General features: G+C 62.9%; 20 protein-coding genes. 14 read left to right on the top strand and 6 right to left on the bottom strand.

The genetic code is table 11. The annotated features are described in order from the left end of the window. Positions 1–14: 14 nt before the first annotated feature. A complete protein-coding gene (locus GEV02_RS02050; RefSeq protein ID WP_152836275.1) occupies positions 15–1,313 on the top strand; it encodes an NCS2 family permease in 1,299 nt (432 codons plus the stop codon). Here the strand turns inward: GEV02_RS02050 and GEV02_RS02045 are convergent. After that, the gene (locus GEV02_RS02045) at positions 1,303–1,587 is read right to left on the bottom strand and encodes an ACT domain-containing protein (protein ID WP_152836274.1); all 285 of its coding nucleotides are present in this window, start codon (positions 1,585–1,587) and stop codon (positions 1,303–1,305) included. The two genes, GEV02_RS02050 and GEV02_RS02045, sit on opposite strands and share 11 nt — an antisense overlap. Before the next feature lie 126 nt (positions 1,588–1,713). Here GEV02_RS02045 and GEV02_RS02040 point away from each other — a divergent pair, with 126 nt between their 5' ends. The 6 genes from GEV02_RS02040 to GEV02_RS02015 all read left to right on the top strand — a co-directional run bounded on the left by GEV02_RS02040 (position 1,714) and on the right by GEV02_RS02015 (position 8,268). Further along, positions 1,714–2,172, top strand: coding sequence for an Lrp/AsnC family transcriptional regulator (locus GEV02_RS02040; RefSeq protein WP_008448759.1), 459 nt, complete (start codon positions 1,714–1,716; stop codon positions 2,170–2,172). Between the two features lie 341 nt (positions 2,173–2,513). Then, a complete protein-coding gene (locus GEV02_RS02035; RefSeq protein ID WP_328595689.1) occupies positions 2,514–3,455 on the top strand; it encodes a hypothetical protein in 942 nt (313 codons plus the stop codon). 15 nt (positions 3,456–3,470) lie between these two features. Beyond that, positions 3,471–3,881 (top strand): type 2 periplasmic-binding domain-containing protein, encoded by a 411-nt coding sequence (locus tag GEV02_RS02030; protein ID WP_152836272.1) that lies wholly within the window; start codon positions 3,471–3,473, stop codon positions 3,879–3,881. 93 nt (positions 3,882–3,974) lie between these two features. Beyond that, entirely contained in the window at positions 3,975–4,787 is an 813-nt protein-coding gene (locus GEV02_RS33660) for a beta/gamma crystallin-related protein (RefSeq protein ID WP_152836271.1), read from the top strand. Between the two features lie 95 nt (positions 4,788–4,882). After that, positions 4,883–5,938, top strand: a complete 1,056-nt coding sequence (locus GEV02_RS02020; protein WP_152836270.1) for a GGDEF domain-containing protein — start codon at positions 4,883–4,885, stop codon at positions 5,936–5,938. Between the two features lie 128 nt (positions 5,939–6,066). Beyond that, positions 6,067–8,268, top strand: coding sequence for a putative bifunctional diguanylate cyclase/phosphodiesterase (locus tag GEV02_RS02015; RefSeq protein ID WP_152836269.1), 2,202 nt, complete (start codon positions 6,067–6,069; stop codon positions 8,266–8,268). Here the strand turns inward: GEV02_RS02015 and GEV02_RS02010 are convergent. Then, positions 8,242–9,117 carry a PEP-CTERM sorting domain-containing protein gene (locus tag GEV02_RS02010; protein ID WP_217433109.1) on the bottom strand — a complete coding sequence of 292 codons (876 nt, stop codon included), beginning with the start codon at positions 9,115–9,117 and terminating at the stop codon, positions 8,242–8,244. The genes GEV02_RS02015 and GEV02_RS02010 overlap by 27 nt on opposite strands. A 274-nt stretch (positions 9,118–9,391) precedes the next feature. Here GEV02_RS02010 and GEV02_RS02005 point away from each other — a divergent pair, with 274 nt between their 5' ends. Then, on the top strand, positions 9,392–10,318 hold the full coding sequence (locus tag GEV02_RS02005) for a hypothetical protein (RefSeq protein ID WP_152836268.1): 927 nt from the start codon (positions 9,392–9,394) through the stop codon (positions 10,316–10,318). 63 nt (positions 10,319–10,381) lie between these two features. Here GEV02_RS02005 and GEV02_RS02000 read toward each other — a convergent pair whose 3' ends face one another. The 4 genes from GEV02_RS02000 to GEV02_RS01985 all read right to left on the bottom strand — a co-directional run bounded on the left by GEV02_RS02000 (position 10,382) and on the right by GEV02_RS01985 (position 15,729). Next, positions 10,382–11,245 carry an outer envelope protein gene (locus tag GEV02_RS02000; RefSeq protein ID WP_152836267.1) on the bottom strand — a complete coding sequence of 288 codons (864 nt, stop codon included), beginning with the start codon at positions 11,243–11,245 and terminating at the stop codon, positions 10,382–10,384. A gap of 90 nt (positions 11,246–11,335) precedes the next feature. Next, a complete protein-coding gene (locus GEV02_RS01995; protein WP_152836266.1) occupies positions 11,336–12,637 on the bottom strand; it encodes an NCS2 family permease in 1,302 nt (433 codons plus the stop codon). Between the two features lie 213 nt (positions 12,638–12,850). Continuing rightward, positions 12,851–14,476, bottom strand: a complete 1,626-nt coding sequence (locus GEV02_RS01990) for an HAL/PAL/TAL family ammonia-lyase (protein ID WP_152801226.1) — start codon at positions 14,474–14,476, stop codon at positions 12,851–12,853. A 14-nt stretch (positions 14,477–14,490) separates the two neighbouring features. Then, positions 14,491–15,729 (bottom strand): urate hydroxylase PuuD, encoded by a 1,239-nt coding sequence (locus GEV02_RS01985; RefSeq protein ID WP_152836265.1) that lies wholly within the window; start codon positions 15,727–15,729, stop codon positions 14,491–14,493. Positions 15,730–15,951: 222 nt separating this feature from the next. Here GEV02_RS01985 and GEV02_RS01980 point away from each other — a divergent pair, with 222 nt between their 5' ends. The 6 genes from GEV02_RS01980 to guaD all read left to right on the top strand — a co-directional run bounded on the left by GEV02_RS01980 (position 15,952) and on the right by guaD (position 25,327). Beyond that, positions 15,952–16,890, top strand: coding sequence for a LysR family transcriptional regulator (locus GEV02_RS01980; protein ID WP_152836264.1), 939 nt, complete (start codon positions 15,952–15,954; stop codon positions 16,888–16,890). Between the two features lie 142 nt (positions 16,891–17,032). Continuing rightward, positions 17,033–18,787, top strand: coding sequence for an allantoate amidohydrolase (locus tag GEV02_RS01975; protein WP_152836263.1), 1,755 nt, complete (start codon positions 17,033–17,035; stop codon positions 18,785–18,787). Between the two features lie 11 nt (positions 18,788–18,798). Then, positions 18,799–20,289, top strand: a complete 1,491-nt coding sequence (gene xdhA / locus GEV02_RS01970) for a xanthine dehydrogenase small subunit (RefSeq protein WP_152836262.1) — start codon at positions 18,799–18,801, stop codon at positions 20,287–20,289. Further along, positions 20,286–22,673: a xanthine dehydrogenase molybdopterin binding subunit gene (gene xdhB, locus GEV02_RS01965; RefSeq protein WP_152836261.1), complete on the top strand. Its 2,388-nt coding sequence runs from the start codon at positions 20,286–20,288 to the stop codon at positions 22,671–22,673. The genes xdhA and xdhB overlap by 4 nt, the downstream gene beginning before the upstream one ends. Before the next feature lie 2 nt (positions 22,674–22,675). Further along, entirely contained in the window at positions 22,676–23,776 is a 1,101-nt protein-coding gene (xdhC, locus tag GEV02_RS01960) for a xanthine dehydrogenase accessory protein XdhC (RefSeq protein ID WP_152836260.1), read from the top strand. Between the two features lie 228 nt (positions 23,777–24,004). Further along, positions 24,005–25,327: a guanine deaminase gene (guaD, locus tag GEV02_RS01955; protein ID WP_152836259.1), complete on the top strand. Its 1,323-nt coding sequence runs from the start codon at positions 24,005–24,007 to the stop codon at positions 25,325–25,327. Positions 25,328–25,358 lie beyond the last annotated feature (31 nt).

Genomic DNA, 25,358 nt, shown 5'->3' with positions numbered 1-25,358 from the left:
CAGGGAGAACGCACATGTCGCCAGTCGACAAATTTTTCAAGCTCACTGAGCACGGCAGCAACGTCCGCACCGAAGTCGTAGCGGGCATCACCACCTTCCTGACGATGGCGTACATCATCTTCGTCAACCCGGCCATCCTGGGCGACGCCGGCGTGCCGAAGGACGCCGTGTTCGTCGCCACCTGCCTGGCGGCCGCGCTGGGCACCATCATCATGGGCCTGTACGCCAACTACCCGATCGGCATGGCGCCGGGCATGGGCCTGAACGCCTACTTCGCCTACGCCGTGGTGCTGGGCATGGGCGTGCCATGGCAGTCGGCGCTGGGCGCCGTGTTCATTTCGGGCTGCCTGTTCATCCTGGTCAGCGTGTTCAAGGTGCGGGAATTGATCGTCAACGGCATACCACACTCGCTGCGGGTCGCCATCACCGTGGGCCTGGGTCTGTTCCTGGCGCTGATCGCCATGAAGAGCGCCGGCCTGGTGGTCGCCAGCCCGGAGACGCTGGTGCGCGTGGGCGATATGCACAAGCCGCAAACCATCATGGCCGTGTTCGGCTTCCTGCTGATCGTCACGCTGGACCGCCTGCGCGTGCCGGGCGCGCTGCTGATCGGCATCGTGGTGGTGACGATCATGAGCTTCTTCTTCGGCGGGAATACCTTCCACGGCTTCATGTCGCTGCCGCCTTCGCTGGCGCCGACCTTGTTCCAGTTCGATCTGAAAGGCGCCGCCTCGCTGGGCTTGTTCAATGTGGTGCTGGTGTTCTTCCTGGTCGAACTGTTCGATGCAACGGGCACGCTGATGGGCGTGGCCAGCCGTGGCGGCCTGCTGGTCGATGGCAAGATGAAGCGCCTGAACAAGGCGCTACTGGCCGACAGCTGCGCCATCGTCGCCGGCTCCGTGCTGGGCACGTCCAGCACCACGGCCTACCTGGAAAGCGCGGCCGGCGTGCAGGCCGGCGGCCGCACCGGCTTGACGGCGCTGGTGGTGGCGCTGCTGTTCCTGGCGGCGCTGTTCTTCGCCCCGATCGCCGGCGTGGTGCCGGCCTACGCCACGGCGCCGGCCTTGCTGTTCGTCGCCTGCCTGATGCTGCGCGACCTGGTCGACGTGGACTGGAGCGACACCACAGAGAGCGTGCCGGCCGCGATCACCGCGCTGGTGATCCCGTTCACCTACTCCATCGCCCACGGCATCGCCTTCGGCTTCATCACCTACGCGGGCCTCAAGCTGCTGACCGGCCAGGCGCGCCAGGTCAAGCCTGTGGTGTGGGTGATCGCCGCGCTGTTCCTGTTCAAGTACACCTACATCACCGGCTAGCCGCCATCCGTTCGGGGGATGCCACCAGCGACGGCATCTCCCGCACCGCCAATATCCCCACCACGTTGTTGAGCCGCATGCGGCAGAGCGTCAGCGGTTCCTCATCGTCCGCGGCCAGCCGGATCTGCACGTCCATGCCCTGCGGATGCAAGGTGGTGCGCAAGCTGCGCAGTTCCAATCCGAGCCGGCGCACAATCGCCAGCACCGCTTCCAGCGTGGCGATGGGGGCGTCCTGCTCGACGCAAAATCGGTAGCTTTTTTGTGTGGTATTCATGCAACCAGAATATCCGGGAAGCTGCAAAATAGGCTTCCTTGTTTTGCTCGATTCATGGGATATGCCAGTAGATTCTTCCACTCACTGTAAAATATGAAGAATATTCATCTTTTACAGGTACATCCCATGGAAATCGACGAACTCGACCGCAAGATCTTGCGCGAACTGCGCCGCGACGGCCGCCTCAGCAACACCAAGCTGGCGGAGAAAGTCGGCCTGTCCACCACGCCGTGCTGGAACCGCGTGCGGGCGCTGGAGGACGGCGGCATGATCGAAGGCTACACCGCGCTGCTCAGCCAGACCGCGCTGGGCTACCCGGACACGGTCATCATCGAAGTCACGCTGGACCGCCATGACGACGACATCTTCGAGAAATTCGGCCAGGCGCTGGCCGACCTGCCGGAAGTGATGGAAGCCTACCTGCTGACCGGCGAATACGACTACCTCATCAAGGTGGCGGTGGCCGGCACGGCGGGCTACGAGGAGTTCCTGCGCCGCAAGCTGTACAAGCTGCCGGGCCTGCGTCACAGCCGTTCGACCTTCGTGCTGCGCTGCCTGAAACGCGCCCATTCGGTCGAACCGTGAAAACCATATAAATAGTTAATATTAATAACTGCTCAATACCTAAATAAGACACTCCAGTCAATATTCTTGCCCTTTTATTTTTTCAATAGTAAATTAAAAAGCAGAAAATCTAACAAAGGGGAAGCACGATGCGATTTGCAAAATTTCCTGCATTAACCATATTGACCATCCTTTCATCTCCGGCGTTCGCCGTCGACAGCAGTTTCAGCGGATTCGCACAATTGACCGTCGGCCGGGTTTTAAGCGGCAGTGCTTCCGGTCCCACTCCCTATCAATTAAATGCCCAGCCGGGATACAGCTACCAGTGTCCCTGCTTTGCCGGCAATTATGAATATGCCGGCGTGTACGAATACCGCAAGACCGATGTCAAACCCGAATCCCTGGCCGGGGTACAGGGCAATTTCAAATTCACGCCCGAGCTGTCGGCCACGGTGCAGGTGGTCGCGCGCGGCGCCGACAGCTCGGTCAACGCCGACTGGGCCTACGGCAGCTACAAGATCTCGGAAAACCTGACCCTGCAGGCCGGCCGCAAGCGGCTGCCGCTGTACTACTACTCGGACTACATGTACGTCGGCTACGCCTATCCCTGGGTGCGGCCGTCGCAGGACTTGTACGCCTGGCAGATCTATTCCTACGACGGCGCCAACCTGCTGTACACCAACAACGTCGGCGACTGGACCTACACCGCCAACGCCTGGGTGGGCCGCCGCAAAAGCACCGACAACGAACTGCTCGGCAACCTGTACTACAGCAGCCGCATCGACGAGAGCTGGAAGAAAATGATCGGCGGCTACGTCGACGCCAGCAACGACATCTTCAGCATACGCGGCGTCTACATGCACACGGTGGTCGAGCGCTATGCCGTCGTCAACGGCGTGCGCTCGCTGGTCATGACGGGCCAGAACGGCGACTTCGTCAACGACGTGGGCCAGGCGTTTTACGGCATTTCCCTGAATATGGATTATAAAAACTGGCTGGTCCGCAGCGAGATTAACTATATCAACCGGCCGTCGGTCAAAAACACCTACACCGCCCAGTCTTATTCGGGCGGATATAAGATGGATAAACACACATGGATGCTTTCCTGGTCGCAATTCCAGGAACGTGCCGAGTATTGGCCGACCGGCACCGAAAAACACGCCACCACGTCGCTCAGCTATCGCTGGGATTACACCACCTCGCAAGCCTTGAAGGTTCAATTCGACAAGATCAAGGATAAATCCAAATTCCAGTTCACCGGCGACGCCAATCTGCTGGCCGCTTCCTGGCAGATCGTCTTTTAATACGGAGGGATTTTTATGCGCAAAATTATTGTCCCGGCGGCCTTCGTCTGCGCCGCGCTCCTGAGCGCCACGGCCGCCAGCACCGAGATCGTGGTGGTGGTCAATCCCAAGAACCCGGCCAGCCGCATGTTCTCCGACCAGGCCTCGCAATTCTTCCTGGGCAAGTCGAATATGTTCGTGCCGCTGGACCAGGCGGAAAAGTCGCCGATCCGGGCCGAGTTCTACCAAAAGCTGTCCGGCAAGGATGTCTCCCAGGTCAAGGCGGCCTGGGCCAAGATCATCTTCACCGGCAAGGGCGTCATGCCGGCCGAGTTGCATTCGACGGCCGAAGTCAAGAAAGCCATCGCCGCCGATCCCAACGCCATCGGCTACATTGAAAAGTCCGCCGTGGACGACAGCGTCAAGGTGATCCTCACCCTGCCGTGATAGTCACTATCCTCTTATGTTGTCGACCGCACAGATAGCCCGCCGCAAAGGGGGCATTGTGCAGGTGCTCGAATAACTATAAAAGGATGAAACATGAACAAGCCCCTCAACATCGCAATGGCCATCGCCACCCTGACGCTGGCGTCGCAAGCCATGGCCCAGATCACGTTTTACGAACATGACGGCTGGCGCGGCCGCACCTTCACCGCCAACCAGCAGGTGCGCGACTTCACACGCAACGGCTTCAACGACCGCGCCTCGTCCGTCGTGGTCGACCGCGGCCAGTGGGAAGTCTGCGACGACGCCAACTTCCGCGGCAACTGCATGGTGCTGCGCCACGGCAGCTACGAGTCGCTGGCCGGCATGGGCATGAACGACCGCATCTCGTCGGTTCGCCCGGTGGGCAAGCGCGACAGCTACGCCAACGAAGCGCCGGCGCCGCTGCCGCAGCCGACCTATGAATACCGCCGCCGTCCAAGGGAGCGCCTGGTCGATGTGCCTGTGACCTCGGTACGCGCCGTGGTCGGCACGCCGGAACAACGCTGCTGGGTCGAACGCCAGCAGGTGACCGAACCTGCCCGTAGCGGCAACAATGTCGGCGGCGTCATCGCCGGCGCCCTGATCGGCGGCATCCTGGGCCACCAGGTGGGCGGCGGCACGGGACGCGATGTGGCCACGGCCGGCGGCGCGGTGGCGGGTGCGGCCATCGGCAACAACATGGCCAACAACAGTAACCAGCAAAGCTATGCACGCGACGTGCGCCGCTGCGAAAACGTCAGCAATCCCAAGCCTGAGTACTGGGATGTGACGTACAACTACCGGGGCCAGGAACACCGTGTGCAGATGAGCACGCCTCCGGGCCAGTCCATCGCCGTCAATAGCAATACCGGCGAACCACGCATGTAATGCTTAAATATTTGCCCACATTTCCGGAATTCGCTGGGATGTGGGCAAACTAACAAGTATACTCAATGCCCTCCACGGGACGGCCTTGAGACTGCATGCGCAAACTACTACCCTATTCCTACTACGGCGGCGACCACGACGAACAGCAACTGTTCTTCTCGGAATTGCGGCCGGTCGCCATCATTTCCCAGAGCGTAGGCTTGCTGAGCTGGTTCGTGGCGGCGCTGATGCTTGCGGCCAGCGGCCAGACGCTGCAGGCCGGCGTGCTGTTCGGCCTGCCGGGTATGCTGCTCAGCCTGCTGATCTCGCTGCGCGCCCCGTCCGTCAAGGCGCTGGTCATCTCCGGCATCATCGGCACCACGTCCACCGCCTTCGCCTTCCGCCTGCTGACCGCCTATTGCCCCGACCCGACGTTCTGGGTGCTGCCGGTGGGCACCGTGCTGACGCTGTCGGCCGCGCCCATCTTCGGCGGCATGCTGAACTACATCGGCGCCGCCGTCGGCGTGTGGGCCATTCTCACCATCGGCAATTTCCCGGCCCGGCCTGGCGAGCTCAGCTTCAATCTGTCACTGCTGGTCATGGGCAGCAGCTTCGCCATGGCGATCTATCTGCACGCCTACTTCCTCAATCTGCGCGTGCGCAGCCACCGCGCGCGGCGCGAGCTGGCGGAGATCGCCTACAAGGATGTCGTCACCGGCTTGTTCAACCGCCGCAAATTCACGCTGGAAGCACGCCGCGCGCAACAACTGCCGTCGAACAAACCGTTGTTCTTCCTGATGATAGACATCGACGACTTCAAGAAGATCAACGACACGCTGGGCCACGACGCCGGCGACGAGGTCTTGATCCACACGGCTGCGGTGATCGACAGCTTGGGCATGGGCCACCTGTCGGGACGGCTGGGAGGCGAGGAATTCGGCGTGCTGTTCCACGGCGAGGCGGCCGACGCGCTGGACTTCGCCACGGCGTTACTGGACGGCGTGCGCGCCGCCGCCCATCCGCCACGCACCGTCAGCATAGGCATAGCCGAATTTGACAAGGACTGCGACCTGTCGGTCAGCTACAAACGGGCCGACGAGGCGCTCTACCTCGCCAAGCGGCACGGCAAGAACCGCTACGTGCTGGCCGGCGCCATACAGGCCGCCGCCTGACGCTTACCATTTGCAAGCGTTTGCCTCAAGCAACTTTAACGCCTCTTCTTTGATCTACATCAATTTTTTTCTTGATGTAAATCGATACGCTGCATGTCATCTTCAAATCACATCGGCAAGGCGGCTACATGGAACACCCCCACTCCCACCCACTGCATGCGGACCGGCCGGCATGCCCATGGCACAACGGCGCGCCGCGCGGCGCACTGCCTGACTCCGTCCCCAGCCCGCTGCCGCAGGCTTGCCATCACTTCGCCTGCGCCATCCTGGATGCGCTGCCGGCCCAGGTGGTGGTGCTGGGCCGGGACGGCACCATCCTGGCCATCAACGAAGCCTGGCGCAACTTTGCCCGCGACAACACCGGCCACCTGGGCTGCGCCGACATCGGCAGCAACTATCTGGCCGTCTGCCGCGCGACGACCGGCGACGACGCCGATTGCGCACAACGGGCTTGCACCGGCATCGAACAGGTGCTGAGCGGCGAGGTGCCCAGTTTCGAACTCGAATACGCCTGCCACACGCCGCGCCAGCAGCGCTGGTTCAGCATGAGCGTCACGCCGCTGCGCTACGGCGCGGCCGGCGTGGTCATCGCCCACAGCGACATCACCGAACGCCGCCAGCACGAAGCCCGGCTGCGCATCGCCGCCATCGCCTTCGAATCCACCGAAGGCATGATGGTGACCGACGCCAACAGCAACATCGTGCAGGTGAATCACGCGTTCACCAACATCACCGGCTACGCCAGCGACGAGGTCATCGGCCGCCGCCCCAATATGCTCAGTTCCGGCCGCCACGACGCCGCCTTCTACCAGGCCATGCACAAGGCCATCGCCACCACCGGTACCTGGGAGGGTGAAATCTGGAATCGCCGCAAGAACGGCGAAATCTACCCCGAGCGCCTGCACATCGCCGCCGTGCGGGACGAGGATGGCCGCACCACCCACTACGTCGGCGCGCTGACCGATATCACGCTGAGCAAGGCGGCCAACGATGAAATCAAGAACCTGGCCTTCTACGATCCGCTGACCCGCCTGCCCAACCGCCGCCTGCTGATGGACCGGCTGCGCCAGGTGCTGGCCGCCAGCGCGCTGAGCGGCAACTACGGCGCCCTGATGTTCATCGACCTCGACAACTTCAAGACGCTCAACGACACGCTGGGTCACAACACCGGCGACCTGCTGCTGCAACAGGTGGCGTCGCGCCTGCGCACCTGCCTGCGCCAGGCCGACACCGTGGCGCGGCTGGGCGGCGACGAATTCGTGGTGCTGATCGACGGCATGAGCCGTCACCCGCTGGAAGCGGCGGCGCAGACCGAAGCGCTGGGCAGCAAGATCCTGGCGACGCTGAACCAGCCCTACCAGCTGGGCCCGCACCATTGCCACAGCACGCCCAGCATCGGCGCCACGCTGTTCCACGACGAGCAGCGCCAACACCCCGACGAGCTGCTGATGCAGGCCGACATCGCCATGTACCAGGCCAAGCAGGCCGGCCGCAACGGCATGCGCTTCTTCGACCAGCGCATGCAGGACACCCTCAGCGCCCGCGCCCAGCTGGAGAACGAGTTGCGGACGGCGTTCGACCATCAGCAGTTCGAGCTGTTCTACCAGGGCCAGGTCGACGCCGACGGCCGCGCCACCGGAGCCGAGGCCTTGATACGCTGGATCAAGCCTGACGGCAGCTCGATCTCGCCGGCGCAGTTCATCCCGCTGGCCGAGGAAACCGGACTGATACTGCTGCTGGGCGACTGGGTGCTGGAACAGGCTTGCAGGCAGCTGCGCGACTGGCAGCGCGACGAGGCCACGCGCGAGCTGGTGCTGTCGATCAACGTCAGCGCCAAGCAGTTCCGCCAGCCCGATTTCTGCGCCCGCGTGCGCAGCGCGATCGAGCGCTACGGCATCGTCCCCGCGCGCCTGAAGCTGGAGCTGACCGAAGGCCTGCTGCTGGAAAACATCGAGGACACCATCGCCAGCATGACCGCGCTGAAGGCGATCGGCATCAAGTTCTCGCTCGACGATTTCGGCACCGGCTATTCGTCGCTGCAGTACCTGAAGCGGCTGCCGCTCGACCAGTTGAAGATCGACCAGTCCTTCGTGCGCGACCTGGCCAGCGATCCCAACGACCAGGCCATCGTGCTGACCATCATCGCGATGGCGCGCAGCCTGCGGCTCGATGTCATCGCCGAGGGAGTGGAGACGCCGGCCCAGCGCCAACTGCTGGCTGAGCTGGGCTGCGACGCCTACCAGGGCTATCTGTACAGCCGGCCGCAACCGCTGCCGGCCTTCCAGTCCTGGCTGGCCGAGACGTCACAGGCGGCGACGGCCGACGCCTAACAGGCCAAGCAGTCCCGCGCCCAGCAACAGCAAGGTGTCCGGCTCCGGTATCGGCTGCAGCGCAGGCAGCCCTCCGGGGCCAAGCACCGGCGTCACCGCCGTCGTGCCATTGGCGTGAAGCTGGAAGATCGCCGACCCCACCACGATGGTTGGACGCCCCGCCCCACCCAGGGAGCCGGACCAGAACGACGGCGCCGGGCTATACAAGCCGTCCGGCGGCAAGGCCGCCAGTGTGGCGCCGGCGCTGGTGTCCACGCTAAGGTCGAATTCAACGATGAGGTGCGGAGCGGAATAGTTCGGACTGGAGCCGATGCTGCTTCCGGCGTGGAACTTCGCCAACGCCAGATCGTCGGCGTCGAGCGCGGACCACACCGGCGAACTCAGGTCGAATCCGCCCGCAGCATTGACCGGCGACCGCACACCGCTGCTCTTTTCAAACGACTGGATGCCGCTGCCGGTGATATGCACGACATAGTCTGCGCTACCGTTCTGGAAGAACACGTCAAAGAACAATCCGCTGCTGCCGCTGGCGCCCGGGGTGAAGCTGCCGAGGTCGTACATCAGGTTCAGCGTGTGTCCCAGCGTGGAAACCGGCGCGCCGCCGGTCGATTGCTCCACGTAGAAACGAGTGCCGCCCGGCCCGCCCACGTTGAAGCTGGACGAGCTCACGGTGGGCCGGGCCGGCGCTCCGCTGGTTGACGACGCCGTCCACTCTGCCGGACCGAACAGCCCGTCGCTCACATGCAGCGGATCGGCTTGCGCCGCACCGGCAAGGCCTAGCGCCAATAACAAGGCGCCGTACATCGCGCCCCGCCTCAGGTAAAACACGTTCGTTGGGGAATGTTTCATAGCGATCTCCTGGTTGGTGTGCCGCCCCGCAGAAGAAGCAAATTCAGTTCCAAGCCTGCTGGACAAGGCTACGGCTTGGCTGGCCAGGCACGCGGCAAGGCTTTACTGTAAGCGCAGCCGACAGAATGACTTTCTTTTTGAAATATTAGTGTCACAGCATGGTTATTTTAATTACTAGCAATTTTCACAATTAATTAATATACTCATTCCATTTCGCACAGGACGGCGACTACCCGCTCAGTGTTTAGTGACAACTCAATCTTTGGAGGTATGCATGCCTTTAGACAACGCTGGCTGGACTACGGTTGTCAAAAAAAAATACCGCACAACCGCCTTATTTGATGCGCTTGACACTGCCGTCAAAGCCTACCTGAAAAGTGGAAGCAATCCGACTCAATTACCTCAGCTCGCAGCGAAGTGGCATGCTTGGGAAAAAAAATTTGTATCTAAAGGGCAGGACTACAGAAGTAGCGATCGCTACGAGGCAGGCGGCGCCCTCGCGGATGTTGCGGCGCTGGTCGCATCGACACCTCCTATGATTTCGTCTGTGGCAACTCCGGTCCATGGACGAACCTCCGTGGCGCCAAAGGCTTGGGTGAAAGCACATCTCGACAGCTTAATGAAGTGCGAAAACTACGCATGTAACGATGTCGGCACTTTTTCAGCATGCATTGCGCCGGATATTGCAGTAGACAAGGCATCCGAAGAATACCTGCGGATAAGGTATCCGACAATCCAGTCGATCGGGCCGCCCATCACCTCCCTCGATCGCAGTTGGCGCCCCAAAGAGCTCGCACGGGCTTATTCTGCAGTCGACGCAAAAAAAGCGGCTGAATGCACCAATTACGCTTATTACGCCGCCCATGTCCTTACCCATGGCAAGAACCATCCACGCGTAGAGATCGTTACATGGGAGGGAGAAGGCACGGCAAAGCATCTTTTTTGTCTGGTCGGAAGATCAGGTGGGACGCTCCCAGGGTTTGTGGTTCCATCGGCAGAAACATGGAATGACGATACGGTGATTGTTGACTGCTGGGCGCTGTCTCTCGGCTGGGGCGAGTGCCTCTATACCCGGCATAACTATTGTTTTGACGGGATGATGTCGCCGCTTACCGTCAGCATGGATTCAGACATACCGTGGGATGGTGAAGCTGACCTCGTTCAGTCGACACTTAAATCGACGGGCCAAAGGCTGTGGTGAGCCACGCCAGGCAAAGACGAAAGGCGCCCGCCGCCCGTCTTTGCCCGCGTGGTGCAGATAGTTTTAGAAGTGGTACTCAGCCCGTATCATCGGCGTCTTGGCGACGTAGCCCTGGCCGCCGGTGGTGGCCGAGGTGTTGCCGAACTTGTTGCGCCAGTACTGGTACTCAACGCCGATGCGGAAGGTGTTCTTCGCCTTGCCCATCGCTGCACCCGCATCGAACATCAGCTGCATGTCGATATTCGTCTCGGCGCCGGTATCGTTGCCCACTTCGTCCTTGCCCTTGGCCGCGATAAAGTTCGCATAACCCTCGAAGGCCCACAGCGAACCCACCGGGATGCCCCATTCCGACGACAGCATCGCATGCGTCTTGTAGGTATAGCGCCCAGTGACGGTGGAGATCGGCGGGAAGGCGCCGCTCGGCGCGTTGCTCTCGTTGAGCAGGAACAGGCTGGTGTTGAAGTGACCGGCCGGCACATCCCACATAAAAGTCGGCCCCAGCACGAACATGCGCTTGCGCGAGTTGTAGCCGACATCGTTCTTGGTGTTGACGTCGAAGCCGCCCGTGATGCCCAGCCCGCGCACCGGGCCGAACTTGTATTCACTGCCCGTCACCTTGCTCAGGTCCACCGTGTTGCGGTACAGGATGTAGGCTTCGTTGGCGCCGGACTTCTGCGTCAGCGAGGCCGGATCGTTTTTATCGGACATCAGGAAGTCGGCGTTGAAGTAGTTGGTGCCGTGCTTGTAGCCGCTGACGTGGGTCAGCGCCAGGATGTTCTTGGCGATATCGTTCGGGTTGAACGGCTCGCGGTAGTCGCTGCCGTAGCGCCAGCTGACCGAGGTGTCGCTCCAGTCGGCGGCGTGGACCGAACCGGCCAGGCTCATAAAGGCGATGCAGAACAGTTGCGGAATTTGTCTCGTTTTCATTTTAGTTTTTTTCCAAAGTATGCGGACGTGACTGTCCCCGCCGGCGCCGTGGAAGGCGCCGGCAGGTATCAGCCGTTAGGAGTTAGAGCCTCAGCCTGCGCCGAGGTAGACGAACTTGAAGGTGAACACGCAAGCGATCGCCCAGATCACTGGACGCACTTCGCGCACACGGCCGGTCAACAGCTTCAGCACCGCATAGGAGATGAAGCCGAACGCCACGCCGAGCGCGATCGAGTACGTGAACGGCATGGTCAGCGCCGCGATGGCGGCTGGCACGCTTTCGGTGGTGTCGGACCAGTCGATGTCGACCAGTTCGCGCAGCATCAGGCAGGAGACGTACAGCAGCGCGGGCGCCGTCGCATAGTTGGGCACCACGCCGGCCAGCGGCGAGATGAACAGGCAGGCCAGGAACAGCACGCCGACAGCAACGGCGGTCAGGCCGGTGCGGCCGCCCGCTTGCACGCCGGCCGCGCTTTCGATGTAGGCCGTGGTGCTCGAAGTACCCAGCAGCGAACCGGTGAGGATGGCGGTACTGTCAGCCATCAGCGCCTTGTTCAGGCGTTCCATCTTGCCGTTGACCAGCAGGCCTGCGCGGTTGGCCACGCCCATCAGCGTACCGGTGGCGTCGAACAGCTCCACCAGGAAGAACACCAGCACCACGTTCAGCAGGCCGACCGAGATCGCGCCCATCAGATCAAGCTTGAACAGCGTCGGCGCCAGCGAAGGCGGCATGTCGACTACGCCATTGAACTTGTTACCGGCGACGAAGAAGCTCAGCACCGTCACGGCCAGGATGCCGATCAGGATCGCGCCCTTGACCTTCAGGCGGTCCAGCGCGACGATGATGAAGAAGCCGGCGATGGCCAGCAGCGTCGGCGCCGAATGCAGGTCGCCGACCTTGACCAGCGTCTCAGGGCTGCTGACGACGATGCCCGCGCTCTTCAGCGAGATCAAGCCCAGGAACAGGCCGATGCCGACGGTGATCGAAGTGCGTATCGAATGCGGGATGCCATTGACGATCATCTCCCGCAGCTTGAACACGCTGACAAACAGGAACAGGCAACCCGAGATGAAGACCGCGCCCAGCGCCATCTCCCACGGCATGCCCATGCCCTTGACCACCACATACGCGAAGTAAGCGTTCAACCCCATGCCCGGCGCCATAGCAATCGGATAGTTTGCGTACAGGCCCATAATCAGACAGCCCAATGCGGCCGCGATACAGGTGGCGACAAACACGGCGCCCTTGGGCATGCCGGCGTCGCCGAGGATGGAGGGGTTGACGAAGATGATGTAAGCCATCGTCAGGAAGGTGGTCAGACCTGCGACCAATTCGGTGCGCACGTCGGTCCCATTCTCTTTCAGCTTGAAGTACTTCTCTAGAAATAACATAACGTCTCCGTGTTCTATTTTTAACTGCTTATGTGTGTCATCCGCCGATTAAACATGGGAACAATCGGCATCGACCTTATCTCAGGGGCCACTGCGTGAAATTAGTCTGGTGGCATACCTGCTATCTGTTATGGCCTATAACAGTCGGGACGCGCCGTCTGCAATGACGGCGTAGCCCCTTGAAGATCCTCCCCTTAGCTGTGTGCCGCCGGTTTAAACGAATTCGCCGATTTTCGATACCACTGCCTTGCGCACCGAGCCGCTCACAATGAAGGAGCGCGCTACTTCAAGGTCGTTGTGCAGCCAGCGGTCGCCATCGAGGCAGGCCGGAATCTGGCTGCGCACCGATTCGTAGGCCGCCTGCGTGCCTTTGCCGAGCACAAAACCGGGCAGCAGGTTTTCTGTCATGGTCAGTGCCTGGGAGGCCAATAACATTTCTACGCCGACAATGTACTGTGTGTTCGATACCACAGTTGCGGCTTTGCGCGCGCACCAGGTGGAGTTGGAGACGTGGTCTTCGCTGTTGCCCTTGGCCGGAATCGAGTCGACGCTGCCCGGCATGCACAGCGTGCGGTTCTCCATCACCAGGGAGCTGAGCGAGCATTGCATCACCGGATAACCGGTGTTCACGCCGCGCACGCCGGACATCAGATTGCGCGGCAGGCCCCACGACAGCGTCGGGTCGATCAGGCGCGCGACGCGGCGTTCGACGATGCTGCCCAGGTCCGCGACGGCCATCGCCAGCAGGTCCATGGCCTGCGCCAGGTACTGGCCGTGGAAGTTACCGCCCGAGATGATCTCGAAGCCGCCGCCGTCCTTGCCGAAGATGAGCGGGTTGTCGGTGGCGGAGTTCACTTCCTTGTCGAGGATGGTGTCGATGTAGTCCAGCGCGTCGAACACCGGGCCGTAGACCTGCGGCGCGCAGCGCAGCGAGTACACGTCCTGGATGCGGGCGGTGTATGGGATGTCGGTGCGGCGCAGCTCTTCCGGGAACTGCACCGCGCGCGCTTCGTGGGTGGTGCGGGTCGAGCCATCCAGCAGGTCGCGGATGATGGCGGCGGTCTTGATCTGGCCCGCATGCGGGCGCGCTTCGTGAATACGCGGATCGAAGGCCGACATCTCGGCGCGCATCGCCTCCAGCGTCAGGCCCAGCGACAGGCAGGCGTCGGACAGCATGTTGCGCGCATCGGAAGCGGCCAGCAGCGCCACCGCCAGCGAGACGGTGCAGCCGTTGATCAGCGCCGACGCATCCTTGGCCTTCAGTTCGAAGACGACCGGGCCAACCTTGGATTCGCGGATCGCATCGGGCGCCGACATGCGGCGGCCCTTGTACATCACTTCCGCTTCGTCGAAGCCGGCGATGGCGGCCGCCAGGTAGGCCAGCGGCGCCAGGTCGCCGGACGCGCCGACGGAACCCTTCTGCGGCATGATCGGATGGATGCCGGCGTTGACGAAGGCCAGCAGGCGGTCGACCACCTCCACGCGCGGCGCCGAGTAGTTGCTGGCGAAGGCATTGGCGCGCAACAGCATGGTGGCGCGGCTGACTTCTTCGGAGAACGGCTCGCCCATGCCGCAGGCGTGGGCTTTGATGAGCTGCGTCTGGAACAGCACAATGTCCTGCACCTTGACGCGGGTGTCCTTCAGCATGCCGACGCCGGTGTTAAAGCTGTACATCATCGGCGCTTCATCGTGCATCCAGGTGGATTCGATGTAGTCGCGGCTTTCCTTCAGCGCGGCGCGCGACGAAGCGGCCAGGTTCACTTCGATGCTGTGGTCGCGGGCGACGGCGACCACTTGGGCGGCGGTCAGGTTGAAACCATTGATGGTGGTAGTAGTCATGATCTGTCTTCTTGTCAGTTGGCGCCGGCGGCGAACCACGCACCGAGTTCGGAGCGTTCTTCAGGCGTGATGTTGGTCATATTCCCGATCGGCATAGCCTTCAGCACCACGGCCTGCTGGTTGATCTTGGCCGCGTTCTGGTGGATCAGCTCTGGCGTGTGCAGCATGATGCCGGCCGGTGCGGTAGCGAAGCCTGGTTGCGTAGGCTGCGCGGCGTGGCAGCTGACGCAGCGCTGGTTGACGATAGCTTGCACACGGTTGAAGTCTGGCGCCGACACGCTGGCGTGGGCCGCACCGGCAGTTTCGCCGGCGATAGCTGGCGCAGGAGCAGCCGCAGGACGCGGGGCAATCACCACCGCCACCGCAGCCAGGATCGCCACACCGGCAGCAGGGAACTGCCACGCCGTGCGGCCATGATGGCGCAGGTTGAAGAAGTGGCGGATCAGCACACCGGCCGCGATGATCGCGCCCAGCAGCGCCCAGCTGTATGCGTGGCTGTAGGTCATCGCATAGTGGTTGCTAATCATGATGAGCAGCACCGGCAGCGTGAAGTAGTTGTTATGAACAGAGCGCTGCTTGGCTTTCTTGCCGTGGATAGGATCGGGCGACTTGCCCTGTTCCATAGCCTCCACCAGCTTGCGCTGGCCCGGAATAATCAGCATCAGCACATTCCCGACCATCATGGTGCCGATCATGGCGCCGACGTGGATGTAGGCAGCGCGGCCGCTCAGGAACTTGGTCAGCACATAAGCCATCGCGACGATAAACACGAACATGATGATACCCAGCAGACCATCCTTCTGGCCCAGCGGCGAGCGGCACAGCGCGTCGTAGAACAACCAGCCCACCAGCAGCGAGCCAAGGCCCACGCCGATCGCCTGGAACTGCGTCAGGTCCGCGACCGACTTATCGATCATCATCGCCTGGGCGTTGAAGTAGTAGACGATGAACAGCAGCGAGAAGCCCGAAATCCAGGTGGCGTAAGCCTCCCATTTAAACCAGTGCAGGTCCGACGGCAGCTCGGCCGGCGACACCAGGTACTTCTGCGGGTTGTAGAAGCCGCCGCCGTGCACGGCCCACAACTCGCCGGACACGCCCTTCTTCGCCAGGTCGGAGCCGGGCTTTGGTGGGCGTATGCTGTTGTCCAGCCAAACGAAATAGAAGGATGCGCCGATCCACGCTATCCCCGTGATGAGATGCAGCCAGCGCACCAATAGATTGAGCCAGTCCACGCCGTAAGCGAGCAATTCCATGTTGTCCCCATGATTGGATTAAGCTCGTCTGCCACCGCGGGCGCTCCAGACGATTGGGATGATTTCCCTTTTGGCCGCGAACTGTTGAAAGCTCCGCTGCGACCGATTGAAAACCACGCGCAGATCACGCATGGTGTGGAACGAACGATAAAACTAATTCTGGCTTTTCTTATGGCAGTAGCCGTATATTAAAAATAGGCTCACCGTTATAGATAGACCAACATGGCACAACTACCCGACCACCTAGACCTGCATCTCATTCGTATTCTGTACATGCTCCTCTGCGAGAAAAACGTTTCGCGCGTCGCGATGAAACTGGATCAAACGCAGCCCTCCATCTCAGCCTCGCTGCAAAAACTGCGCGAGCTCACAGGCGATCCGCTGCTGGTGCGCGGCGGCCGCGGCATGGTGCCGACCCAGCACGGCGAGAGCCTGAAGGAGCCGGCCAAACGCATCCTCGACGAGGTGGGACAGCTATTCCTGCACAAAACGCCGTTCGCCTCCAAGGAGGAAGGCCGCACCTTCCGCATCGGCGCGCCGGACTACCTCGATATTCAATTTTTGCCCAACGTTGTGGCGCGCTTGCGACGCGAATCACCCAAAAGCCGCGTCATCATCCATAGCCTGGGCGCGGAGGTGGACGCAATCCGCATGCTGTCCGACGGCGAACTCGATCTGCTGATCGGTAACTGGGAGCAGCCGCCAGAGCACCTGCACCTGTCGCGGCTATTCGAAGACCCCATCATCTGCGCCATGCGCGCCGACGCGCCCTATGCCAAGCGCACCGGCGCCAACGACATGACCCTGGACGATTACCTAAGCCTGCCCCACGTGGCGCCCTCGCCCACGCTGCCCGGCTTCCACGGCGTGATCGACACCTTCCTCGCGCAGCAGGGCTACCAGCGCAACGTGGTGGTCGAATCGGCCTATTTCAGCCTGATTCCGTACATGCTGACGCAGACCGACATGGTGCTCACCACGGGGCGTCAGTACCTGCGCTTCTATGAGCGCAACCTGCCGATCAAGACCTTCACCGTGCCGGTGCGCTTCCCCACGATGCGCTTCTACCAGCTGTGGCACGAACGCGTGCACCACGCGCCGGAACACAAGTGGCTGCGCGACCAGGTCACGCAAGCCGCCCAGGCCCTCATCGCCAAATAAACCGCCGTGGGCGTGGCACGCCCACAACACTCTCCATAAGCCCGCGCTGAATGCGGTTATGGCCGCGAGCGTATATAACAGCCTCCCCCGCCATATATCATTCCCCTTATATCAAGAGGAGACTGGCTACGCCTGCACAACAATGACAATCACACTAGATCACCTGAACCGCAGCACCGCCGAAGAATTCACCGCCCTGCTGCACGGCCTCTACGAACACTCGCCATGGATACCGAAGCGCGCCGCCGCGCAGCGCCCATTCGCCACCATCTCCGCGCTGAAGCAGGCGTTGCAAGGCGTGGTCCGCGCAGCGACCGAGGAAGAACAACTGGGCCTGGTCCGCGCCCACCCGGAGTTGGCCGGCAAGGCGGCACTGGCAGGCGAACTGACCGCCGAATCGACCGGCGAACAGGCGCAGGCCGGCCTGACCCACTGCTCCGCCGATGAACTGGCGACGCTGCACAAGCTCAACGCCGACTACAACAGCAAGTTCGGCTTCCCCTTCATCCTCGCCGTCAAAGGCCCGACCGGCAACGGCCTGTCGCGCCAGGAGATCATCGCCGCCTTCAGCCGCCGGCTGCGCTCGCAGCGCGACGACGAACTGGCCGAGTGCCTGCGCCAGATCGGCCGCATCGCCGAGATGCGCCTGAGCGTGCTGCTGCAAGTGGAGCTGCAATTCGGCGCCACCATCATGCAATGGGCGGAAACCATCGGCGCCTGGAGCGACGATGCCGACAACCTCACCTGCGCCTACATGACCGACGCCCATCGCAAAACCGCCGCCCAACTGGCGACGTGGATGAAGGAAGCCGGCATGGAAGTGGCTATCGACCCGGTCGGCAACGTCGTCGGCCGCTACAAGTCGGACAAGCCGGGTGCCAAGGCACTGCTGACCGGCTCCCACTACGACACCGTTCGCAACGGCGGCAAGTACGACGGCCGCGAAGGCATCCTGCTGCCTATCGCCGTGGTCAAGCACCTGCACGAACGCGGCGAGCGCCTGCCTTTCGACCTGGAGATCATCGGCTTCTCTGAAGAAGAAGGCGTGCGCTATCAAAGCACCTTCCTCGGTTCCAACGCCGTCATCGGCCAGTTCGACATGGCCTTGCTGGACAAGGCCGACGCCCAAGGCATCACCATGCGCGACGCGCTGACCGCAGCCGGGCATGACGTCAGCAAGATCGCCTCGGTGGCGCGCAAGCCGGAAGACGTGCTGGCCTTCGTCGAAGTCCATATCGAACAAGGCCCGGTATTGCTGGGCAAAGGCCTGCCGACCGGCGTCGTCACCTCCATCGCCGGCAGCTGCCGCTACCAGGTCGAGCTGACCGGCCTGGCCAGCCACGCCGGCACCACGCCGATGATCATGCGTAAGGACGCCGCCGCTGCCGCCGCCGAAATCGTGCTGTACGTGGAAGACCGCTGCGGCCGCGAACGTTCGCTGGTCGGCACCGTCGGCCAGCTGCACGTGCCGGAAGGTTCGGTCAACGTGATCCCAGGCGCGTGCAAACTGTCGCTGGACATCCGCGCCGCCGACGACGCCACGCGCGACGCCGCCGTCACCGACATCCTCAATCAGGCCGAAGCCGTGTGTGCGCGCCGCCAGATCGGCCTCAAGATCACCAAGATCATGCAGGCCCCCGCCGCGCCTTGCGCGCCGTGGCTGGTCAAGCAGTTTGCCGCGGCCACCGAGCGCGCCGGCGTCGAAGTATTCGAACTGCCCTCGGGCGCCGGCCACGACGCCATGGCGCTGGCCCGCATGACCGACGTCGCCATGCTGTTCACGCGCTGCGGCAACGGCGGCATCAGCCACAACCCGCTGGAAACCATGACGGCGGACGACGCCGAAGTATCGGCACAGATCTTCCTGGACTTCCTGCGCCAGTTCCAAACCAAGTAAGCGGAGCAATCATGTCTGAACCAATTCGATTCTTCTATCGCGGCGAAGTCCGCTCCGTTGAAAGTGGCGCCCCAACCCGCACCCTGCTCCAGCACCTGCGCGAAGACCTGCACTGCACCGGCACCAAGGAAGGCTGCGCCGAAGGCGATTGCGGCGCTTGCACCGTGGTGGTAGCGGAGCTGCAGCCGGACGGCGAAGTGGCCATGAAGTCGGTCAACTCCTGCATCCAGTTCGTGCCCACGCTGGACGGCAAGGCCGTCTTCACCATCGAAGACCTCAAACAGGCCGACGGCAAGATGCATCCGGTGCAGGAAGCGCTGGTCGAATGCCACGGATCGCAATGCGGCTTCTGCACGCCGGGCTTCGCGATGTCGCTGTGGAGCCTTTACCTGAAGCAGGACGGCCAGATCACGCCGCCATGCCGCAAGACCGTCGACGAAACCCTGTCCGGAAATCTGTGCCGCTGCACCGGCTATCGCCCCATCATCGACGCCGCGCGCCGCATGGGCGAGCTGCCGCACGTCGGCTTCGACCGCGAGGCGCTGAAAGCCTCGCTGCAATCCATCCAGCGAACCGAAATGTACAGCTACACCCACGACGGCCAGACCTTCTACGCACCGCGCACGCTGGCCGAACTGGCCGCGCTGCGGGCGGAAAAACCCACCGCCACCATCGTCGCCGGCTCCACCGACGTCGGCCTGTGGGTCACCAAGCAAATGCGCAACCTGGGCGACATGATCTACGTGCGCCTGGTGCAGGAGCTGCACCGCATGGAAGAGGAAGACGACATGCTGTACATCGGCGCCGCGGTCTCCCTCAACGACGCCTACGAGGCGGTCTGCAAGCACTACAAGGAAGAGCTGCATGAGATGTGGCAGCGCTTCGCTTCGCAGCCTATCCGCAACACCGGTACCCTGGGCGGCAGCGTCGCCAACGGTTCGCCGATCGGCGACTCGGCGCCATGGATGATCGCGCTGGGCGCGGAAATCGTCATCCGCAGCGATAAGGGCCAGCGCTCCATGCTGCTGGAGAAGTTCTACCTCGATTACATGAAGAAGGATTGGCAGCCGGGCGAATTCGTCGAAGCCGTGCGCATTCCGCTGCCGCGCAAGGACATCCACTTCCGCACCTACAAGCTGGCCAAGCGCTACGACCAGGACATCTCCGCCGTCTGCGCCGCCTTCGCCTTCACGCTGAAGGACGGCGTGGTCAGCGACGCCCACATCGCCTACGGTGGCATGGCCGCGACCTCGCGCCGCGCGCCGTTGGCCGAAGCCGCCGTCAATGGCAAACGCTGGGACGAAGCCACGCTGAAGCTGGCGATGGCCGAACTGGCGAAGGACTACACGCCGCTGAGCGATATGCGCGCCACCGCCGCCTACCGCATGAAGACCGCGCAGAACCTGCTGCATCGCTACTGGCTGGAGACCAATCCGGATTCCGCCGAGCCGGTGCAATCGATCAACGCCTATCACTACGCAGAGGGAGCCGTCGCAGCATGAACAGCAAATCCGAAGCATTCCTGACGCAGCCCGCCACGCCCGCAGTGCCGATGGCGTGGGCCGAAGTCGGCCAGTCGCATCCGCACGAATCGGCGGTGCTGCACGTCCTCGGCGAGGCCACCTACACCGACGACATCCCCGAAGCCGCCGGCACGCTGCACGCCGCGCTGGGCATCTCGTCCAAGGCGCACGCCAACATCCTGTCGATGAATTTCGACGCCGTCAAAGCCATGCCGGGCGTGGTGGCCGTGTACACCCACAGGGACATCCCCGGCACCAACGACTGCGGTCCCATCATCCACGACGATCCGATTCTGTCGGAAGGCCTGGTGGAATACGTCGGCCAGCCGATCTTCATCGTGGTGGCGACCTCGCACGACAACGCCCGTCGCGCCGTGAAGAAGGCGGTCATCGAATATGAAGAGCTGCCGGCCATCCTGACGCCGCAGGCAGCACGCGACGCCAAGTCCTTCGTCGTGCCGCCGATGCACCTGGCGCGAGGCGATGCGCAGGCGGCGTTCGAACGCTCCCCGCACAAGCTGCAAGGCTCGCTGCATGTAGGCGGCCAGGAGCAGTTCTACCTGGAAGGCCAGATCTCGTATGCCATCCCCAAGGAAGGCAAAGGCATGCTGATCTACTGCTCGACCCAGCACCCTACCGAAATGCAGCACGTGGTCGCACACGCCCTGCACCGCCATTCGCACGACATCGTGGTTGAATGCCGCCGCATGGGCGGTGGCTTCGGCGGCAAGGAATCGCAGTCAGCTCTGTGGGCCGCTTGCGCCGCCATCTCGGCCGCGCACCTGCGCCGTCCCGTCAAGCTGCGCGCCGACCGCGACGACGACATGATGGTAACGGGCAAACGCCACTGCTTCTACTACGAGTACGAAATGGGCTACGGCGACGACGGCCGCATCATCGCCGCCAAGGTGGATATGGTTTCGCGCGCCGGCTTCTCGGCCGACCTGTCGGCACCGGTCGCCACGCGAGCTGTCTGCCACTTCGACAATGCCTACTACCTGGGCGATGTCGACATCCGCGCCATGGCGGGCAAGACCAACACCCAGTCGAACACCGCCTTCCGTGGCTTCGGCGGTCCGCAGGGCGCGATCGCCATCGAATACATCGTCGATGAAATCGCCCGCAACCTGGGCATGGATGCGCTGGACGTCCGCAAGATCAACTTCTACGGCCGCAACGACGAGGAAGGCCGCAACGTCACCCAGTACAACCAGAAGGTGGTCGACAACGTCATTCACGACCTGGTCGCGCAACTGGAAGCAGAAAGCAGCTACCGCAAGCGCCGCGAAGAGATCAACGCCTTCAACGCCAGCAGCCGGGTACTCAAGCGCGGCCTGGCGCTGACGCCTGTAAAATTCGGCATCGCCTTCAACGTCACGCACTTCAACCAGGCGGGCGCGCTGGTGCACATCTACACGGACGGCTCTGTGCTGGTCAACCACGGCGGCACCGAAATGGGCCAGGGCATCAACACCAAGGTATGCCAGGTGGTCGCACATGAACTGGGCATCGACCTGGCCATGGTGCGCGCCACCGCCACCGACACCAGCAAGGTCGCCAACACGTCGGCCACCGCCGCATCCACCGGTGCGGACTTGAACGGCAAAGCGGCGCAGGACGCGGCCAACACCATCCGCAAGCGCCTGGCCGAATTCGCCGCCAAGCGCCACGACGGCGATCCGGCCACCGTGCGCTTCGAGGCCAACTTCGTCCACGTCGGCGATCAGGCGATTCCGTTCGCGGAGCTGGTGCAGAAGGCCTACATGGCGCGCATCCAGTTGTGGTCCGACGGCTTCTACGCCACGCCTGGCCTGCACTGGGATCCGAAAACCATGAGCGGCAATCCGTTCTCCTACTATGCCTACGGCGCCTCGGTGTCGGAAGTGGTGGTCGATACGCTGACCGGCGAATGGAAGCTGCTGCAAGCCGACGCGCTGTACGACGCCGGCAATTCGCTGAACCCGGCCATCGACGTCGGCCAGGTCGAAGGCGCTTTCATACAAGGCATGGGCTGGCTGACCACCGAGGAACTGTGGTGGAACCCGGCGGGCAAGCTGATGACGCACGCGCCATCCACGTACAAGATTCCCGGCGTCTCGGATTGTCCGGAGAATTTCAACGTTCGCCTGTTCAAGAACCGCAACGTCATGGACAGCATCCACCGCTCCAAGGCCGTTGGCGAACCGCCGCTGCTGCTGCCGTTCTCGGTGTTCCTGGCGATCCGCGACGCCTGCTCCAGCGTCGGCGGCCACCGCTTCAATCCACCGTTGCGCGCTCCGGCCACCAGCGAGGCTATTCTCAACGCCATCGGCGCGGTGCAGGAACGCGCTGCGGTACAGGATACGGCGGAAGCGGCGAACTAATCATGTCCACTCCTTTCAATCTCACCGCCCTCACGGCGGCCGCCAGCAAAGCTGTTCCACGCGTGCTGGTGACGGTGGCGCAGGTCGCCGGCTCCGCGCCACGCGAACCGGGCGCCAAGATGCTCATCACCCAGTATCACGCCTTCGACACCATCGGCGGCGGCCACCTTGAAATGGTCGCCACCGACATCGCCCGCGAAATGCTCACATTGCCGCCCGGCGACCTGCGCGCCGAGCGCAGGCTGGAACGCTTCCCACTCGGCCCCAGCCTGGGCCAATGCTGCGGCGGCGTGGTGCACCTGGCTTTCGAGCGCATCATGCCGGAAGCCGGCGAACATTTCGGCGCACTGGCCCGCCGCTGGCGCGAAGGCCAGGACAGCTGGCGCCTGGTGCCGCTGGACTGCGCCGAACCGGCCGCCATCTACGACGCCGCAGGCCTGCACCTGAGCGGTCCCGGACCCGCGATGCTGGCCCGCCCCGGCCCCGGCATCGACTGCAAGGTACGCATCGACGACCACGGCAAGCGCTGGCTGATCGACTCCTGCCTGCCCTACCGTCCGCGCCTGTACCTGTTCGGCGCAGGCCACGTGGGCGCGGCCATCGTGCGCGCGCTGGCCGAGCTGCCATGCCAGGTGGTATGGGTGGACGAGCGCGACGACATGTTCCCGTCGGTCCTGCCGGCCAACGTGCGCGTCGAAGCGACCGACACGCCGGAAGCGGTGGTCGAGGAAGCACCGGCCGGCGCCTCCTTCCTGGTGCTGACGCACAGCCATGCACTGGACCAGCAACTGTCCGAACACATCCTGCGCCGCACCGACTTCACCTGGTTTGGCCTGATCGGCTCCGCGACCAAGCGCGTCTCCTTCGAACGCCGCCTGCAGGAACGGGGCATTCCGGCCGCCCGCATGGCCGACATGACCTGTCCTATCGGCCTGCCCGGCATCCGCGACAAGGCGCCGGCGGTGATCGCCGTGTCGGTCGCGGCGCAGCTGATGCAGGTGTGGGAATCGGCCGCACTCGCCGCGCCGGTGGAAATCGGTGCTAAAATGAGCGTATCTGCACCTGCCGTATTATCGGAAACGCAAACAATATGCACCAATTGATGTCCTTCCAACTGCCTGCACGCCAGGCGCCTTCACTCTCCGGCAGCGCCGGGGCGGGAGCGCGCCATCGCCTCTCATTAGTCTAGCCAACGCGCTAGCAACACCCCAACACGCATAGAACCGGCGTGGCGCCGCGCGCCCGCTTTCATCGCCGACGACCATGTCAGTCGCGCCGCATCGCCGCGCGCGTCAACTGGCGTCCGCACTACGGAACAAGGAATCAATATCATGGCAAGCATCATCACTCCGACCGGCACTTTCCAGGCGTACCGCGCCAGCCTGCTGCACTTCAGCGACGACCCGGCCTTCGCCAGCAACGCCTGCTGGTGGCACGAAGACGGCCTGTTGATCGTCAACGACGGCAAGGTCCACCTGGCCGGCGATTTCAGCCAGCTGATCGCCTTCCTGCCGCAAGGTACGCCGCTGCACGACTATCGCGGCAAGATCATCATGCCGGGCTTTATCGACACCCACGTGCACTACCCGCAGACCGACATGATCGCCTCGCCGGCGCCAGGCCTGCTGCCATGGCTGGAGAAGTACACCTTCCCGACCGAGCGCAAATTCGCGGATCCGGAGCACGCGGCCAACGTCGCCAGCTTCTTCCTCGACGAGTTGACACGCTGCGGCACCACCACCGCCATGGTCTACTGCACCGTGCACCCGCAATCGGTGGACGCCTTCTTCACCGAAAGCGAGAAGCGCAATCTGCGCATGGTCGCCGGCAAGGTGCTGATGGACCGTAACTGCCCGGACTTCCTGCAAGACACCGCAGAAAGCGGCGCGCGCGAAAGCGAAGAGCTCATCAAGAAGTGGCACAAGCGCGGCCGCCAGCTGTACGCGATCACCCCGCGCTTCGCGCCGACGTCCACCGAAGCCCAGCTGGAACTGGCCGGCGCATTGGCCAAAGCCTATCCTGACACCTTCCTGCAAACCCACGTGGCCGAGAACACCGACGAAGTGGCGTGGGTCAAATCGCTGTTCCCGAATGCTCGCAGCTACATGGACGTGTACGATCATTTCGGCATGATGCGTCCGCGCTCGATGTACGCGCACTGCATCTGGCTGGACGATACCGACCGCGCACGCATGGGCGAAACGCAATCCGCCATCTCGATCTGCCCCACCTCGAATCTGTTCCTCGGCAGCGGCCTGTTCGACTTCGAACGCGCGGACGCGAGCAAAGTACCGCTGTCGCTGGCCACCGACGTGGGGGGCGGCACCTCGTTCTCCATGCTGCAGACGATGAATGAAGCCTACAAGGTGGCGCGCATGGGCGGCACCTACCTGCAGGCGATGCGTATGTTCTACCTCGCCACGCTGGGCGGCGCGCGCGCCATGCAGCTGGAAGGCACGATCGGCAATTTCGTGCCGGGCGCAGAAGCGGACTTCATCGTCCTAGATCCGAAGGCCACGCCGTTGCTGGCTCGCCGTACGGAACGCACCGATTCGGTGGAAGAGCTGCTATTCGCCATCGCCATGCTGGGCGACGACCGCTCCATCTTCGCCACCTACGCCGCCGGCAACGCCGTACACCAGCGCCCGAACTGACCTGACCCTGACCATCGATCTTGAAAGGGGC

The sequence above is a fragment of the Rugamonas aquatica genome (genome assembly GCF_009380215.1).
Taxonomy (GTDB): Bacteria; Pseudomonadota; Gammaproteobacteria; order Burkholderiales; family Burkholderiaceae_D; genus Rugamonas; species Rugamonas aquatica_B.
This window is presented reverse-complemented; position numbering and strand designations above follow the sequence as displayed.